This is a genomic window from Trichococcus paludicola (genome assembly GCF_003052295.1).
GTDB lineage: Bacteria > Bacillota > Bacilli > Lactobacillales > Aerococcaceae > Trichococcus > Trichococcus paludicola.
This window is the reverse complement of record NZ_QBLC01000001.1, coordinates 68,557-82,809: the sequence shown is the minus strand read 5'-3', so window position 1 is coordinate 82,809 and position 14,253 is coordinate 68,557. Positions and strand designations below refer to the sequence as shown.

At 44.4% G+C, this 14,253-nt stretch carries 11 protein-coding genes; 4 read left to right on the top strand and 7 right to left on the bottom strand.

Annotated features, from left to right (window positions below):
• Positions 1–43: 43 nt before the first annotated feature.
• From C7R56_RS09055 to C7R56_RS00330, 3 genes are all read right to left on the bottom strand, one after another.
• Positions 44–1,810 (bottom strand): ammonium transporter, encoded by a 1,767-nt coding sequence (locus C7R56_RS09055; protein WP_159072104.1) that lies wholly within the window; start codon positions 1,808–1,810, stop codon positions 44–46.
• A 733-nt stretch (positions 1,811–2,543) separates the two neighbouring features.
• Positions 2,544–2,696 (bottom strand): lmo0937 family membrane protein, encoded by a 153-nt coding sequence (locus C7R56_RS09125; protein ID WP_349681721.1) that lies wholly within the window; start codon positions 2,694–2,696, stop codon positions 2,544–2,546.
• Between the two features lie 79 nt (positions 2,697–2,775).
• Positions 2,776–3,177: a hypothetical protein gene (locus tag C7R56_RS00330; protein ID WP_107994658.1), complete on the bottom strand. Its 402-nt coding sequence runs from the start codon at positions 3,175–3,177 to the stop codon at positions 2,776–2,778.
• Positions 3,178–3,632: 455 nt separating this feature from the next.
• Between C7R56_RS00330 and truA the strand changes: the two genes are divergently transcribed.
• Together truA and rluF are read left to right on the top strand one after the other, a co-directional pair.
• Positions 3,633–4,373 (top strand): tRNA pseudouridine(38-40) synthase TruA, encoded by a 741-nt coding sequence (truA, locus tag C7R56_RS00325; protein WP_107994657.1) that lies wholly within the window; start codon positions 3,633–3,635, stop codon positions 4,371–4,373.
• 146 nt (positions 4,374–4,519) lie between these two features.
• Positions 4,520–5,227 carry a 23S rRNA pseudouridine(2604) synthase RluF gene (gene rluF / locus C7R56_RS00320; protein ID WP_107994656.1) on the top strand — a complete coding sequence of 236 codons (708 nt, stop codon included), beginning with the start codon at positions 4,520–4,522 and terminating at the stop codon, positions 5,225–5,227.
• Between the two features lie 174 nt (positions 5,228–5,401).
• On the opposite strand, the gene arcC is transcribed toward rluF, so the two are convergent.
• The 3 genes from arcC to fdrA are packed head-to-tail and all read right to left on the bottom strand — an operon-like array spanning position 5,402 to position 10,243.
• The gene (gene arcC / locus C7R56_RS00315; RefSeq protein ID WP_107994655.1) at positions 5,402–6,343 is read right to left on the bottom strand and encodes a carbamate kinase; all 942 of its coding nucleotides are present in this window, start codon (positions 6,341–6,343) and stop codon (positions 5,402–5,404) included.
• A 22-nt stretch (positions 6,344–6,365) separates the two neighbouring features.
• A complete protein-coding gene (locus tag C7R56_RS00310; RefSeq protein WP_107994654.1) occupies positions 6,366–7,244 on the bottom strand; it encodes a DUF2877 domain-containing protein in 879 nt (292 codons plus the stop codon).
• Positions 7,244–10,243: a bifunctional FdrA/YlbE family protein gene (fdrA, locus tag C7R56_RS00305; protein WP_107994653.1), complete on the bottom strand. Its 3,000-nt coding sequence runs from the start codon at positions 10,241–10,243 to the stop codon at positions 7,244–7,246. The genes C7R56_RS00310 and fdrA overlap by 1 nt, the downstream gene beginning before the upstream one ends.
• A 160-nt stretch (positions 10,244–10,403) precedes the next feature.
• Between fdrA and C7R56_RS00300 the strand changes: the two genes are divergently transcribed.
• Positions 10,404–12,023, top strand: a complete 1,620-nt coding sequence (locus C7R56_RS00300; protein WP_107994652.1) for a PucR family transcriptional regulator — start codon at positions 10,404–10,406, stop codon at positions 12,021–12,023.
• 17 nt (positions 12,024–12,040) lie between these two features.
• Positions 12,041–12,913 (top strand): alpha/beta hydrolase, encoded by an 873-nt coding sequence (locus C7R56_RS00295; RefSeq protein ID WP_107994651.1) that lies wholly within the window; start codon positions 12,041–12,043, stop codon positions 12,911–12,913.
• An 85-nt stretch (positions 12,914–12,998) separates the two neighbouring features.
• On the opposite strand, the gene C7R56_RS00290 is transcribed toward C7R56_RS00295, so the two are convergent.
• Positions 12,999–14,228 carry an amidohydrolase family protein gene (locus C7R56_RS00290; protein ID WP_107994650.1) on the bottom strand — a complete coding sequence of 410 codons (1,230 nt, stop codon included), beginning with the start codon at positions 14,226–14,228 and terminating at the stop codon, positions 12,999–13,001.
• Positions 14,229–14,253 lie beyond the last annotated feature (25 nt).

Below are 14,253 nucleotides of genomic sequence, written 5' to 3'. Positions count from 1 at the left end.
AGACAAATCTTTCAATCTCTCAGTCCTTAGATCTTTGCTTAAATCAGGAAGTCGCACGCAGTAACTCTGCATCGCCATTGTACGCCAATGCTTGCGCGCCTTCTTCACCAGTGCTTACGCGGATGACATTCTCAACATCATAGACAAATATTTTTCCGTCGCCGATATTCCCAGTATACAACGCTTTTCTGGCAGTTTCGATCACTTGTTGAAGCGGCACATTGCTGATCACGACTTCCACCCGGACTTTAGGCAGCAAATCCGCATCGGTTTCCACCCCACGATAATAAGTCGTATGTCCTTTTTGCACGCCGTAACCAAATACATTTACGACCGTCATGCCGGTGATGCCGATGCCGTTCAAAGCTTTTTTCAAATGATCAAATTTGCTCTCATTGATCAAGATTTCAACTTTGGTCATTTTACCCGTTTTATGTGCCTTGTTGCTCGGCAGTGCTGTCGCGTGGTTTTCCACAACAACGGCTTCATCCATAGCGACTACTTCTGACCCGAACTGCTTTTTCGGGGAAATGGCTGGAGTAGCTGGAATGGCACTAGGTTCATGCGCACCTACAGCAAGGCCTCCAGCGCTGACCGAACCATAAGCCGTTTCACCATGCAAGGAATAATCCAAACCATCTTCTTCTTCCTCTTCGGATGCCCTTACCGGCATGACGAGGCTGATCAGTTTCAGGATGGCAAAAGAAATGATGGCTGAGTACGCAGTGACTGCAACGATGCTGATGATTTCAACGAGCAGCAGTGTCGTGTTTCCGTCCACCAATCCACCTGTTATATCAGGATTGATTGTGGATGTCGCGAAAATCCCGGCTGAGATTCCGCCCCAAATCCCGCCGACGCCATGACAGCCAAACGCATCGAGTGCATCATCATAACCGATTCTCTTTTTCAATTCAGTGACAGCGAAGAAACAAAGTATCCCGCCGACGAAACCGATGAGCAGAGCCGAGAATGGGCTGACGTAACCGGCACTTTGCGTAATCGAGCCAAGCCCGGCGATGATTCCGCTGACCAAGCCTAAAGCAGTTGGTCTCTTGTGCAGAACCCATTCGCACATGAGCCAGCTGAATCCAGCAGCTGCTCCTGATACGGTCGTTGTGATGAAGGCATTCATTGCAATGCCGTTGATGCTGAGCGCGCTGCCGGCATTGAAGCCGAACCAGCCGAACAGCAATAGACCGGCGCCAATCATCGTCATCGGGATGTTATGCGGTCGGACAGAGTCTTTATTGGTTCTCTTTCCGACAAAGATCGCAGCCACAAGCGCTGAAATGCCGGCGCTGACATGAATGACCGTTCCGCCTGCGAAATCGAGGGCACCCATTTCACGGATCCACCCGCCATTGCCCCATACCCAATGCGCGATCGGATCGTAGACCAAGGTTGTCCACAGCAATACGAATGCCAAGTACGCCGGGAATTTCATTCTTTCTGCAACGCTTCCGGAAATGATTGCAGGGGTGATGATCGCAAATGCCAATTGGAACATCATGAATAACTGATGCGGGATTGTTGGAGCATAATCGACAGGGGCAAAACCAACATTTTTAAGAAAAGCAAATGAAAAGTCGCCGATGATTGAGTGGTCTCCTCCAAATGACAAGGAATAACCTAAAATTATCCATTGTATAACCACAACTACAATAGCTGCATAACTATGCATGGTGGTGCTCAGAACATTTTTTGCTCTGACCATCCCTCCGTAAAATAAAGATAACGCTGGGGTCATCAGCAGGACCATTACCGTTGCGAGGAACATGAAAGTCGTGTCCGCCATATTGATATTCATTTAATTGCTCTCCTTTGATTGAAATTTCTAATTTCTAATTTGTTCTTAACTCTGGAGCAAATTATATAGCCAAAAAAGCAGATAGTCATTTCGATTCTCACAGCCGATGGGACTATTTGTAACACAGGGTTGGTATTATACGCAAACGCATGATAACGCAACCAAAACAAAAACATACGACTTCCACCTATAGGAATACATCCTGAAATATAGGCTGGTTCGTTGCTTATATGCCCCGAAAATAGGGATTCTGACTACAAATCATGCACATAATGTGTGCTTTCTTTTCGTTGCATACCCTCCGCCAAGCTACGATCACTGTGTGAATAAGCTCACATAAGCTGTCACTGCCCAGCAAAAACCAACAGGTGAAAAAGCCTATAATATAAGCTTTTCCAGTGGCTTCTATCAATAAAATGGTGAATTTCAGAAAAAGTGAGGATTTGGTGATTGGATGACATTATAGAGGAATTCCTGTTTTATCGATTTGTCTATTTTTTCTGTTTTCCCCCAAAAAAATGACTTTCGCATGGCAGTATTATTGCCTATTGACGTCAGCTTTCGGCGTTGTTCACTTTGAAATCGCAAAGAATATCTGAACACACAAAAACGGAAGGCCCGTTATGGGCTTTCCGCTTTACCGATTCTGTTCTCTTTTTTTTCTTAATTATTTCTGTCTTTGTAGTTCTTATGCTGTCATACCAATATTTCCCTCAAAGAAATTTGATAGAACTTACACTCTCTTCCCGCTGATTAACTGAACTATGACCAGAATGAGCGCAATGACCAAAAGAACGTGTATCAAAGCTCCTCCGGTAGCAGTAAAAAATCCAAGTGCCCATAAAACAAAGATGATCGCTGCAATTGTCCATAACAAATGAATCACCCTATTCCTTTTGTTTTTAAGATTACTACTTGTAAGATATGTTATGCCTCAACCTTGTCAAAGCCTACTATAAAACAATCTACGGTTTTGTTTTGCTGTCGACATAGGTAAAATCCTCTGTGCCGGATTCGACACCCACGATATAGCTAGTTTCTTTCATTGTTTCTCTATCATCAGAGAATTCTATTTTTTTATCCTCTTCTCCGCCCTTAGAATCCGTCGTCCGGATGGTTATCGTGTTATCTTCTTCATTGGACTCCACGACCACATAGCTCATTTCGGTTTTCGTACCCTCATCATCCATTTCAATCAGTTCCGTTGCAGTGAAGTAATAATCCGGGGATCCCATCGTATTTACCCAGTGTCCTACCAAGGCTTCCTCAACTGTTTCTGGTTCTTTCTCAACGGTTACGGTACAGCCTCCCAACAAAATGAAGCCGAATAGCACAAGCATGTAAATGAAGACCTTGTTTCTTCTCATTTTAAACGCTCCCTTTTCTGTGTCATCCAAAGAAATAAAAGTGACAATGAAACGATTTGACTGCAACCAGCTTCTAAATATTTAACTACTGACGAGGAACACGGCATTGCTGTATTCCACGATATAGAAATGCTGATACTTCCGAATTTCAATTGGCTCCTCCGATAGCACCACTTCGTCCTTGTACACTTTCCCATCGTCCAACAGTGTCTTTTTGCGTCATGCCCACACAAGAAAGTAAGCGCTATCATCGCTAGCTTCATTTTACCACAAAAGCTTCACTCCCGCGTATAAATAACACCTTGCCACAATACCCCATCGAATATAACATCAGCTCTGTTTACTTTTGTTATGAAGATTCCACGAAAACACCCCAAACCGGAACCATATTCGGTATAATACAGGAGTACACAGCATGTAACGATGCACAGAATCAGATGATTAAGGGAGATAAAATGAGAAATATAAAAATGACGATCGAGTATGATGGCGGCAGATACCTGGGCTGGCAAAGGCTCGGGGATTCGGACAAAACCATTCAAGGCAAAATAGAGAATATCCTGTCGGCGATGACAGGAACAGAGATTGAAATCATCGGCTCGGGCCGGACGGATGCCGGCACCCACGCCAGAGGGCAAGTCGCCAATTTCAAGACGACATCCAATATGGATTTGAAGGCGATGCAGGATCATCTGATCCGTTATCTTCCGCGCGACATTGTCGTCAAAGAGCTGGAGGAGGTTCCGGAAAGGTTCCATGCACGCTATCATGCAGTCGGAAAGACATACAGCTATCATGTTTGGAATAATGTCGTGCCTTCCGCATTTGAACGCCACTACAGCTACCATTACCCTGGACACCTTGACATCGACAGAATGAACGAGGCTTGCAGCAAGCTTGTCGGAGCCCACGACTTCCTCGGTTTCTCTTCACTCAAGAAGTCGAAAAAATCGACGGTCAGGACCATCAACGACATTACGATCCAGCAGGAAGGCAATCTGCTGCACTTCTCCTTCACAGGGGAAGGCTTCCTCTACAATATGGTCCGGATCATGATGGGGACCATTCTGGAAATCGGGGCCGGGACGATGGAGCCGGACTATATTGACGCCATCATCAAGAGCGGAATCCGAAGCGAGGCCGGGATGACGGTGCCTTCCCACGGACTGTTCCTGGATGCAGTTTACTACGATTGACAAAAAGCCCGTAACAAAAAAAGTAGACGAATACGCTGCGGTTTTTCGCAAGTATCCGGCTATTTTTTATTGATTGTCACCTGTCCGCCTAGATTTTTTTCGACCAGGTAAGGAACAAACTATATTTGGATTAAGGAAGTGTCCACATGCGTATTAATAAATTTATAAGTGAAGCAGGCCAAGCCTCCAGACGAGGCGCTGACAAGCTGATTACTGAGGGGCGTGTAACGATCAATGGAAAGCGGGCAACGATTGGCAGCCAAGTGGAGCCGGGGGATGATGTTCGCGTAAACGGCAACCAGCTTTTCGTAGCCCGTAACAATGTCTACATTGCCTTGAACAAACCAGTCGGCATCACGAGCACGACCGAAAAAGGCGTCAAGGGAAATATTGTCGATTTGGTTAACCATCCTTTCCGGGTTTTCCATATTGGGCGCCTCGATAAAGATTCCGAGGGCTTGATCCTACTCACAAATGACGGCGATATCGTCAATGAAATTTTGCGTTCTGAGAACCAGCATGAGAAGGAATACGTTGTCTCCGTAGACCGCCCGATCACGCCTGAATTCTTGAAGCAGATGTCAGAAGGGGTCAAAATATTGGATACGGTCACCCTGCCTTGCAGAGTCGAACAGCTATCAAAATATGATTTTAAAATCATCTTAACCCAAGGACTCAACCGTCAAATCCGCCGCATGTGCGAGGAATTGGGATACAACGTCTTCCGATTGCAAAGAATCCGCATCATGAATATCCAGTTGGATAATCTTCCTGTGGGACAATGGCGCTACCTGTCCAAAAAGGAGAAGGCACAGTTATTCCAAGAATTGAATTACGAACCTAAAGAATGGTAAAACTGGAGGATCAGAGTGGCCTTTACCACGACCAATAAAGCGAGTAGATTGTGATCGTTACGATTTACAGGAGCCAAAACATTAATAGCCGGATGCCATGAGATTTCCCCACTGGCATCCGGCTGTTTTTGTTTTCGAGAGAAAACTATTTTTGTTGTCGCATCCACAAATCCATTAATTTTCCACTAACGTGAACGAGCCTTCTTCAGAAAAAATCTTATCTATGTTATCCAATGAAGTGATGACAGCCTTACCATTTTTCGTATTCTCCAAAAATTGGAGAACGGCTTCTATTTTGGGTAACATACTGCCGTTGGCGAATTGATGATCCAAGATATGCTGTTGCATTTCACTGGTTTTCACTCTCTCCAATTTTTTTTGATTCGGCTTATTGTAGTTCACATATACATTATCCACGCCGGTCAGAATGATTAGATAATCGGCATTCACCAGCTCCGCTAGCTTTGCAGCCGTAAAATCTTTGTCGATCACAGCTTCGACTCCCTGATAACCTTCTGACGTTTCAATTACAGGAATTCCGCCGCCGCCAGCAGATATGGTGATGATTCCCTTTTCCACCAGTCCATCCACTATCGGAGATTCAATGATATGGATGGGCTTAGGAGAAGCAACTACTTTTCGCCAACCCCTTCCCGCATCTTCCATATATATACTATTGTCGGCCATTCCAGAGAAAGCTGCTTCCTCTTCTGTCAAAAATGGGCCGATTGGTTTTGTAGGGTTAGCGAAAGCATCATCATCTGCATCCACTAAAACTTGTGTAATGATGGAAACAACGTCTTTCTCAATTTTTTCAGCTCTCAAAGCTTCCCGCAAGGCGTTCTGCAACCAGTATCCGATACTGCCTTGTGTCATGGCCACACATGTATCCAGAGGCAATTCCGGATTTGCCAAAGAATCTCCCGCTTTTTGTTGCAGTAATAAATTCCCTACTTGCGGGCCATTACCATGCGTAATGATTAATTGGTAGCCTTGCTGGATGAGTTTAACCAGTCTTTTACTTGTGTATCGTAAAGACTCTCTTTGCGCTTCTGCAGAAGGGTTATCCGCCAATATAGCGTTTCCGCCTAAGGCAACTACAATTTTTTTATTCATATTTTAATTCCTTACCTTCCCTTCATATAACTTCTTCAAGCCCCTTGTGCCTTGCATCTGCTTCTTTCCCGCAAATCGCCGTATAAATGCCCAATAAGGTATCCAGTCCTGATGTATGCCCAAATTGCATAATTTTGTTGATGGTTATGGCTATTTGCTCTTGCTCGCCTCCACTTGAGGCCGCACGAATCAATTCCAAAAAAGGCGCGCTGATGTATCCATCCAGCAAGCTGATGTAATAATGCTCACTGACATCAGTCGTATTCTTTTTGTCTAAGGAACCTCTCAAAGCATCCATCCAATAACTCTGCTTAAAAAAAACAGCTTGCATCATGCCATAGCCAATCAAAAAATCATCGCCACTGGGTGTCAGACCGATTCCCCTGCCCCAAAAATGAGAGATATAATGATTCGCCTCTTGGGTTGAAACTATTTCTTTCTGCATAAGTTCATCAACCAATCTACGATCAAACCCGTTCTGGATGACCGCAGATGCATGCAATAAATCGTGCTTCTCCAGCTCCGTTTTCAAAAGGTGCCATTTTGGTGAATGTGCTTTTCTCATACAATCACTTACATTCAGATTGATGGATTTATAATCACACGTCGGAAGCCTGAACAGCCTCTCCTTTGCATAAACCAAAATCACTTCTTCTTTCAGACGGACAATGGCTCCTAGCGAAATAACGGCCAGAATAGCTTTCAATTCGTCTTCCGCAATGGCTAAACCATAGGCAGACAAGGGTTGTTGCATCGATCCAACATGGACAAGCTGATCATTCCATTTAATCGTAAAACTGGATCGGAATAGCGCATGTACCTTCCCAAGCTGATTCTTTGTTAAGAACCGGGATAAATAATTACTTTTTATCCCGGTCCCTATTTCAATTGTGCTATTCATTATTCGACTGCGATTCCAAGCGACAGCGCATAGGCGATCAGTGCTTTCTCAAAGCAAGCTAACGGCGCACGAACCGTCCCTGCTCCAATTTGCCCCACACCGGCCTCCTTATGGGCGATCCCGGTGTTGATGACCGGTGTGATCCCGGTTTCCACCACTTTTCGGATATCTATTCCTAGGAGTGACCCGTTGAAATCCCAAGTTGGGATGCTGAAGTTAGGATTATGTGCAATGCAGATTTCTTCCATTTCATTAGAAACACGCAGGGCATCCTCAAAACCACCCGCTCCGACAAACCTTGTCACACCAGGTGCCGCAACCATCGCCATTCCGCCTACACCTACTGTTTCGGTAATGGCGCTATCGCCAATATCCGGATTGGCATCTGCAGCACTGTAGCCAGTGAAATACAATCCATCTGGTGTATTCACAGGAGCTGTGAACCATTCATCTCCCATTCCGCTGATGCGTACACCAAAGTTGCGACCATTTCTGGTCATCGTTGTCACAACGGTTCCTTCTTGAATTTTTCTTGCATAATCGACCATGGACTTGCTTGTTGCCATCATAATATTCAAGAAAAATTGATCAGTTTTCGCCAAAAATTCAATGACTTCTTTTTTCTGAGTATCCTCTATATCCAATTGGATGATTGCCGGTGTAATTTCTTTTAAGAAAATCAACGATGCAGCAATATTACGTTGGTGAAACTCATCCCCCATTGTGATTGCCTTGGCGATAATGACATTAATATTCAGCCCGCCATCGATAGTCTTCAGCGCTTTGCTGAGGACTGGTCCAAGTACATTTTGCATCCAGCTCAAACGATCGATGACTTCTTGCGAATAGGCTCCAAAACGTAGAACTTTTCCGATTCCTTCATTCATGATGCAATAAGCGGATGTACCATCTTGTTTGTTTTCGACAACCACGACAGGCATGTTGCCGGAGGTGATGCCTCCCATCGGTCCGACAGCATTCACATGATGACATGGTATAAACCGGATCGCTCCGCTTTCCAATTGATCTAGAGCCTCGTCCTCCGTAGCCGCCCAGCCTTCAAACAATACAGCTCCGATACACGAACCTTTCATCGGCCCCGTCATTTCTGAATAGAGGATGGGCGGACCAGCATGCAGTAACACTTTCTCGTTCAATTCCGGTATAACCGATTTAGCTGATACAACATCCATCAAGAATGGCTGTGAGTCCCGCATTCTTCCAATAACTTTTTCATTGCTCTGATCAATTTCTGCCCTGCGGTTTAAATCGTTCAATATCTTGATGAGGGTACGATTCCCGCCTGCTACTGGGCGCCAGTCGAATTGAACGGTTGCTCCGCCAAACGCCAGAATAGACTCTGTAAAACTTTCAATACCCAAGTTGATGATGCTAGGCGTACTATTCAACAAAGCATCCACTCCGGCACTGACTACTGGCAATGAAATTTTTTCTTTTTCATAAGGAACGGTCTGTTTAGATACTTCAACAAATTCTTTGCCCATGATTCGAAGAGCCAATCTTACAGCCCGCGCATTGCTTGTTTCTACCAAAACCCCTGCTTCTTTCAAATCAGATACAGATTTGTTGTAGTCTTGGGGATCGTCCTTCGTTCCGCATACGCTAGCAACAAAATAAAGTCTGCGATTGTCATTCTTTGCCTGTGTAAATGCTTCCTTGATTGTTGGTATTAATGCATTTACCATATCCGGATGCGAGCCATATCCCAACACAACATCCAGCAGGATAACACCTGTGTTCGCATCTTTACTGTACTCCTTGATTTTTCGGATGCGGACATCCGGATCGATCATAGGGTGCGGTTTTCCTTGGGTATAGATGTCATCCCCCAGATCCATGATTTCAAAACCGTTTGCTTTCAGAATATACCCTTCCGTCTTAATCAACCCACCGAGCTCAAGGGCTTCGGAGATCAACATACCGGCCTCATTCGCTAGTGTTCCGCCGGAGTACAAGCCTTTTACGGTTTTACCTTTTTCCAACGGTTTCTCAACAATAGGCTGAATTTCTTCTAAATAGTTCGCTTTGACTTGATTTCCTTGGGCCAAATCTACCGCAATTTGTGCAGTTTCCTCAAGCGTATGGGCTAGATACACATTTCCTTCATGGTTTTCTGGTCTTTCGCCCAGGAAGATTGCTACAACGGGTTTCGATAAAGATTGCAGCAATTGCATTACATCATCTCTGACCTCTTTTGCAGGTGGCTTGGATATGACCACGATGACATCTGTCGGATCATGCTGTTCCAATCCGATGATGGCGTCTTTTGTCGTGATGGCTTTTACAGCCGAACTCAGATCCCTGCCCCCTGTACCGATGGCATGGATAACGCCGCCGCCCAATCGTTCGATAATAGTCGTCACTTCTTGGATACCTGTTCCAGAAGCTGCAACAATACTGATGTTTCCTGGTTTGACAACATTTGTAAAGGCTATCGGCACACCGGAAATAATTCCAGTTCCACAGTCAGGCCCCATCAACAACAAACCCTTTTCATGCGCCTTCTTTTTCAAACGGACTTCATCATCCAAAGATACATTGTCACTGAATGAGAAGGCATGCATCCCCTCATCTAAGGCTTTTTCAATCTCATCTGCTGCGTAGATTCCCGGGATGGAAAACAAAGCTACATTCGCATCCGGCAATTGCTCTTTCGCATCTTTCCAATTCTTAACTGATTTGATGCCATCTGATTTTTTCTTGACAGAGAGATCGTTGAGGAATCTATCTACTTCTTCCATTACTTTATCAACAACCGTAGCATCGGCAGTTTCCACGACAATGACCATGTCATTAGGAGTGGCACCCCCGACCTCATTTGTATATAATCCTGCATTATTGAAGATATCTTTGTTTGCTTCCGTTCCCATCATAATGGACCCTTGAATGACCCCAGGCAAGGTGCTTACCGCATTGGTCAACAGCATCAAATTAATTGAATCCTGATAACTGTTCGGCTTGATTACTGTATGTAACATGATGTCCCTCCTTCTTTTGTTATTCTTAGTATACGGAAAAATGTTTTCGCATTCATTGCATACAAAGCCTAAATATATGCGTTTTTTTTATCCTCTATGGACAACTCTTTCCTTTTCAGGCATGATAAAATAACAGAAGAAGGGAAAGGAGCATTACACAATGATTCTGACAGTTTCGAATATATTGCAGTACCAATCATTCGCTGAAGCTAAAGTGCTTTCAGGCACTGTAGGACTCACAAATGAAGTAAGTGGCGTTATGGTCATGGAGGCGCCGGATATAGATACTTGGGGACGCTCAGGGCAAATCATTTTGACGAGCTACTTTGCACTGGAAAAGTTAACGAAAGAGCGTATCGATTTGTTTTTTAAAATGGCGAATACAATCGGAATCAGTGCCTTCATTTTCAAAAAAAACCGTCTCTTGGATGAAATTCCCGAAATCTTCATCGAATCCTGCATGAAGTATCATTTGCCATTGATTCAGATCCCTAAAGAAACTTCTTATGAGAGAATCATCCTGGAAGTGTTGGAAACCATCATCAACCGCAAAGCTTACCTGTTGAACAGCTACTATGATATCCATAATCATTTTGTGAAAATGACCTTGTCTGAACCAAAAATAATCGATGTTCTTAACGTCTTGCAGCAGATGATTCACAACCCCGTCTCACTTTTTGAAAAAATTAAAGGCACCCTGACAGCAACTGACAATCAGTCTACTGATTTCAAAATCATTTCCGAGCAGTATCTTCCAAAAGGGCAGTTCATGAATTTTGATTACACACAACGCGTTGCAAACTATCCTTACTATGGATCAGGGGACGCCCATACCCAATTAGCCGTCGCCATCCCTAGTTTGGGCTATGAGCAGTATGAGCTGATCATCCACGAAATAAATGAACCCGTATCAGATATCGATTTTATGGCCATTGAAAATGCAGTTGGGATCCTTCAGACGGAATTGGTGAAGCACTATTCCATCAAACAAACGACATTAAACAAAACGAATGAACTTGGTTCGGATTTGCTTCACGGTCGTATTGAGGATGAAGAGCAATTTGAAGACACACTAAATCACCTGAAGTTGAATAAAACCGAACAACATCGGGTAGTCGTTTTTGAATTTTCTGAAGACGACAGTTCAAAAAATCTCTTTTCACCTCTTTCATCCCGCTTCTCGGATACTATCGTCAATTATTCCAAGAAAGAATTCTACAAGCTCGTTTATGTCACGCGAAAACAAAAAGTCATCCTGATTCTGCCAACCGATACGATTGATTCGGAGTCCTTAAAAAAAAGGCTGGCCTATATCTTAAAAAAAGCGACCGAAACCAATCCTTTTTCTGCATTCAAAGCGAACGTAAGCATCAGTAACCCAACGAATTTGAAATCACTGGCTACAGCATATAAACAGGCGATGGATACGCAAAAAATCATTCATTTAATCAATAAAAATTTGCAAATAAAAGACTATCAAGACATAGGCATTTATCAAATTTTTTCAGAAACAAACAATCTGGATCAGTTGGCGCGCTTCATACCGGCTAAGATTAACCAGCTGCATACAGATAACCTGGACTTGTTGCATACATTGGAGGCGTTTCTGAACGTCAATCAAAATTATATCGAAGCGGCCGCCCTACTATTTGTGCATCCAAAAACAGTCCGCTATCGAATCGAAAAAATCAAAAATTCATATCAGATTGACTTCAATGATCCCGAAGAAATCCTCCAATTAAGCGTTGGGTTAAGACTATTGAAAATCATCAAACAATAAGGAGGCATATTCCCGCAATGACTACCCAACCACGCGCTGAAGCTGTGTCCTTCACGATTTCGAGCATACAATCCGTTCCGTTAGAAGGAAAGCTGTTCCGTTCCGGGGTGAACAGGAAGGGCAAAACAATCGTTTATCTTCATGGTGGAGGCTTGCTTTACGGGGACAAAAATGATCTCCCCGAGCCTTACCTCAATCTTTTTCTGAGTGCCGGATATGATTTCTTAACGATGGATTATCCGTTAGCCCCGGAAACAAAATTGCCGGATATTTTAGCCAACATTCAGTATGGGCTTCAGTGGTTTCAATCGCACGCTGTTTCTGACCTGTCATTAGACTCCGCAGACTATCTGCTATTCGGACGCTCAGCGGGGGCTTACTTGGCTTTTCTCACAGCAAGTAGAATCACCTTTAAACCTGCTGCAATCATCAGCTTTTATGGCTACCATACCTTACACGAAGCAAGCTTCCGGACCCCCAGCAGGCATTATCTTGCTTATCAGCGCCTTGCGAAAGCAGAAGCGGAGCGCTTGCTTTCTCCCGTTCCGATTGTCAACGGAGAAAAAGAACTGCGTTTCGCTTTATACGTCTATGCCAGACAATCAGGCACGTGGCTTTCCTACCTATTGGACGACATCAAAGAAGCAAACAACTATAGTCTTAACGATGCGCAACTCGCGACATTACCGCCAACGTACCTAGCTTCGGCTAATGATGATCCCGACGTTCCCTACCATCTGTCGGAAAGGCTTAGCCAAAAGATTCCCTCTGCTAAGCTGAACACTATCGGTTCAGAAGAGCACGACTTTGATCGGGATCTCTCGAATCCACTAGGGATTGAAGCTTATCATGACGTCATCGTTTGGTTGGATGAAATCCTCCCCGACTGATTGCGCGTTTCCTGCTTAACAGAAAGAAACGTTACAAAGCCCTGAAGAAGGCTCTGTAACGTTTCTTTTTGCTATTATATTTTCATTATTCGGGGAAGTGGTACGTAGCTTGTTTATTCAATTCCACCGTTATCTTACCGCTTTTGATAACCAACAAACGGTCCGGAATATCAATGACAGCCTCTTGGTAGCGTACGCTGTCAAGGAGAACCAGCGTGGCATCATTGCCTTCTGCAATCCCGTAGTCGACCAGTTTAAGCGCTTTTGCCGGACCAGTGGTGATCATCGGTAATACCGTCGGCAAATCATCCGCACCGCCTAAATGCGCGACAGGCACAGCCAACATCGCAACCTGCATCAGGTCCCCATTTCCATACGGAGTAAACGGATTGCGGATATTATTTGTTGCCAATACAACATTTACCCCGCCATCACGAAGTTTGCGGATTGGCGTTACAGCACGGCGAACGTTGAATTCATCGTGTCTGCCGCCTAGATGCAAGTCCGTCATCGGCAAACTCATGACATTGATTTGCGCCTCCGCCATCAACGCGATAATCGGTTTTAATTTGTCGTCCGGTAAGGCACCGAGACTCGTCAGGTGTCCTACCGATAAGCGTCCAATGTATCCTTCTTCGATTACTTTACGGCAAACCATTTCAATAGTCTGCCCTTCTGCATCGTCCTTGAAGTCTTGGTGCAGGTCAATATCTTTGTCAAATGCTTTGGCAATTTTGAATACGATATCTAAATGATCTTTGGCATCAGTATCGTTATACGGAATGCCACCGACCACATCCGCTCCCATTTCCATTGCGCGGTACATCATTTCCTCTGTCCCAGGCGCTTTGATGATCCCCTCTTGCGGAAAAGCCACAACCTGCATTTCCACAAAATCTTTGTATTTTTCTTTCAACTCCATGATCGTTTCAAATCCATGGAAGCCGCCTAAAGGGTCGAATTCTGCATGTGTACGGATGTGGGTGGTCCCACGTTTGATGATCATTTGAAGGGCTTTTTCAGCGCGTTCAGCGACATCTTCTTTAGTGAATGTCGATTTTAATTGCGCAGTGACTGAGAGCGCCTCTTGCAATGTGCCCGATTTATTTGGAAGGCGGTCCGCAATCAACGCTTTGTCCAAATGAATATGCGATTCGACTAAACCAGGAATGACTACGCGTCCATTTCCTTCGATAACGCGCGCAGCAGGAAAATCGAGCTGGGAGCCTATCTTTATGAACTTCCCATTCTCGATCCCAATATCGACCGTTTCATTCGACTCATCAAGAATTACATTTTTCAACAAAATATCCATAATTTCCCTCCGTACCGATTATTTT

Bases quoted from the DNA above. Each gene is read 5' to 3' on its own strand.
- C7R56_RS09055 (WP_159072104.1), bottom strand. From the start codon at position 1,810: ATGAATATCAATATGGCGGACACGACTTTCATGTTCCTCGCAACGGTA.
- C7R56_RS00330 (WP_107994658.1), bottom strand. From the start codon at position 3,177: ATGAGAAGAAACAAGGTCTTCATTTACATGCTTGTGCTATTCGGCTTC.
- truA (WP_107994657.1), top strand. From the start codon at position 3,633: ATGAGAAATATAAAAATGACGATCGAGTATGATGGCGGCAGATACCTG.
- rluF (WP_107994656.1), top strand. From the start codon at position 4,520: ATGCGTATTAATAAATTTATAAGTGAAGCAGGCCAAGCCTCCAGACGA.
- arcC (WP_107994655.1), bottom strand. From the start codon at position 6,343: ATGAATAAAAAAATTGTAGTTGCCTTAGGCGGAAACGCTATATTGGCG.
- C7R56_RS00310 (WP_107994654.1), bottom strand. From the start codon at position 7,244: ATGAATAGCACAATTGAAATAGGGACCGGGATAAAAAGTAATTATTTA.
- fdrA (WP_107994653.1), bottom strand. From the start codon at position 10,243: ATGTTACATACAGTAATCAAGCCGAACAGTTATCAGGATTCAATTAAT.
- C7R56_RS00300 (WP_107994652.1), top strand. From the start codon at position 10,404: ATGATTCTGACAGTTTCGAATATATTGCAGTACCAATCATTCGCTGAA.
- C7R56_RS00295 (WP_107994651.1), top strand. From the start codon at position 12,041: ATGACTACCCAACCACGCGCTGAAGCTGTGTCCTTCACGATTTCGAGC.
- C7R56_RS00290 (WP_107994650.1), bottom strand. From the start codon at position 14,228: ATGGATATTTTGTTGAAAAATGTAATTCTTGATGAGTCGAATGAAACG.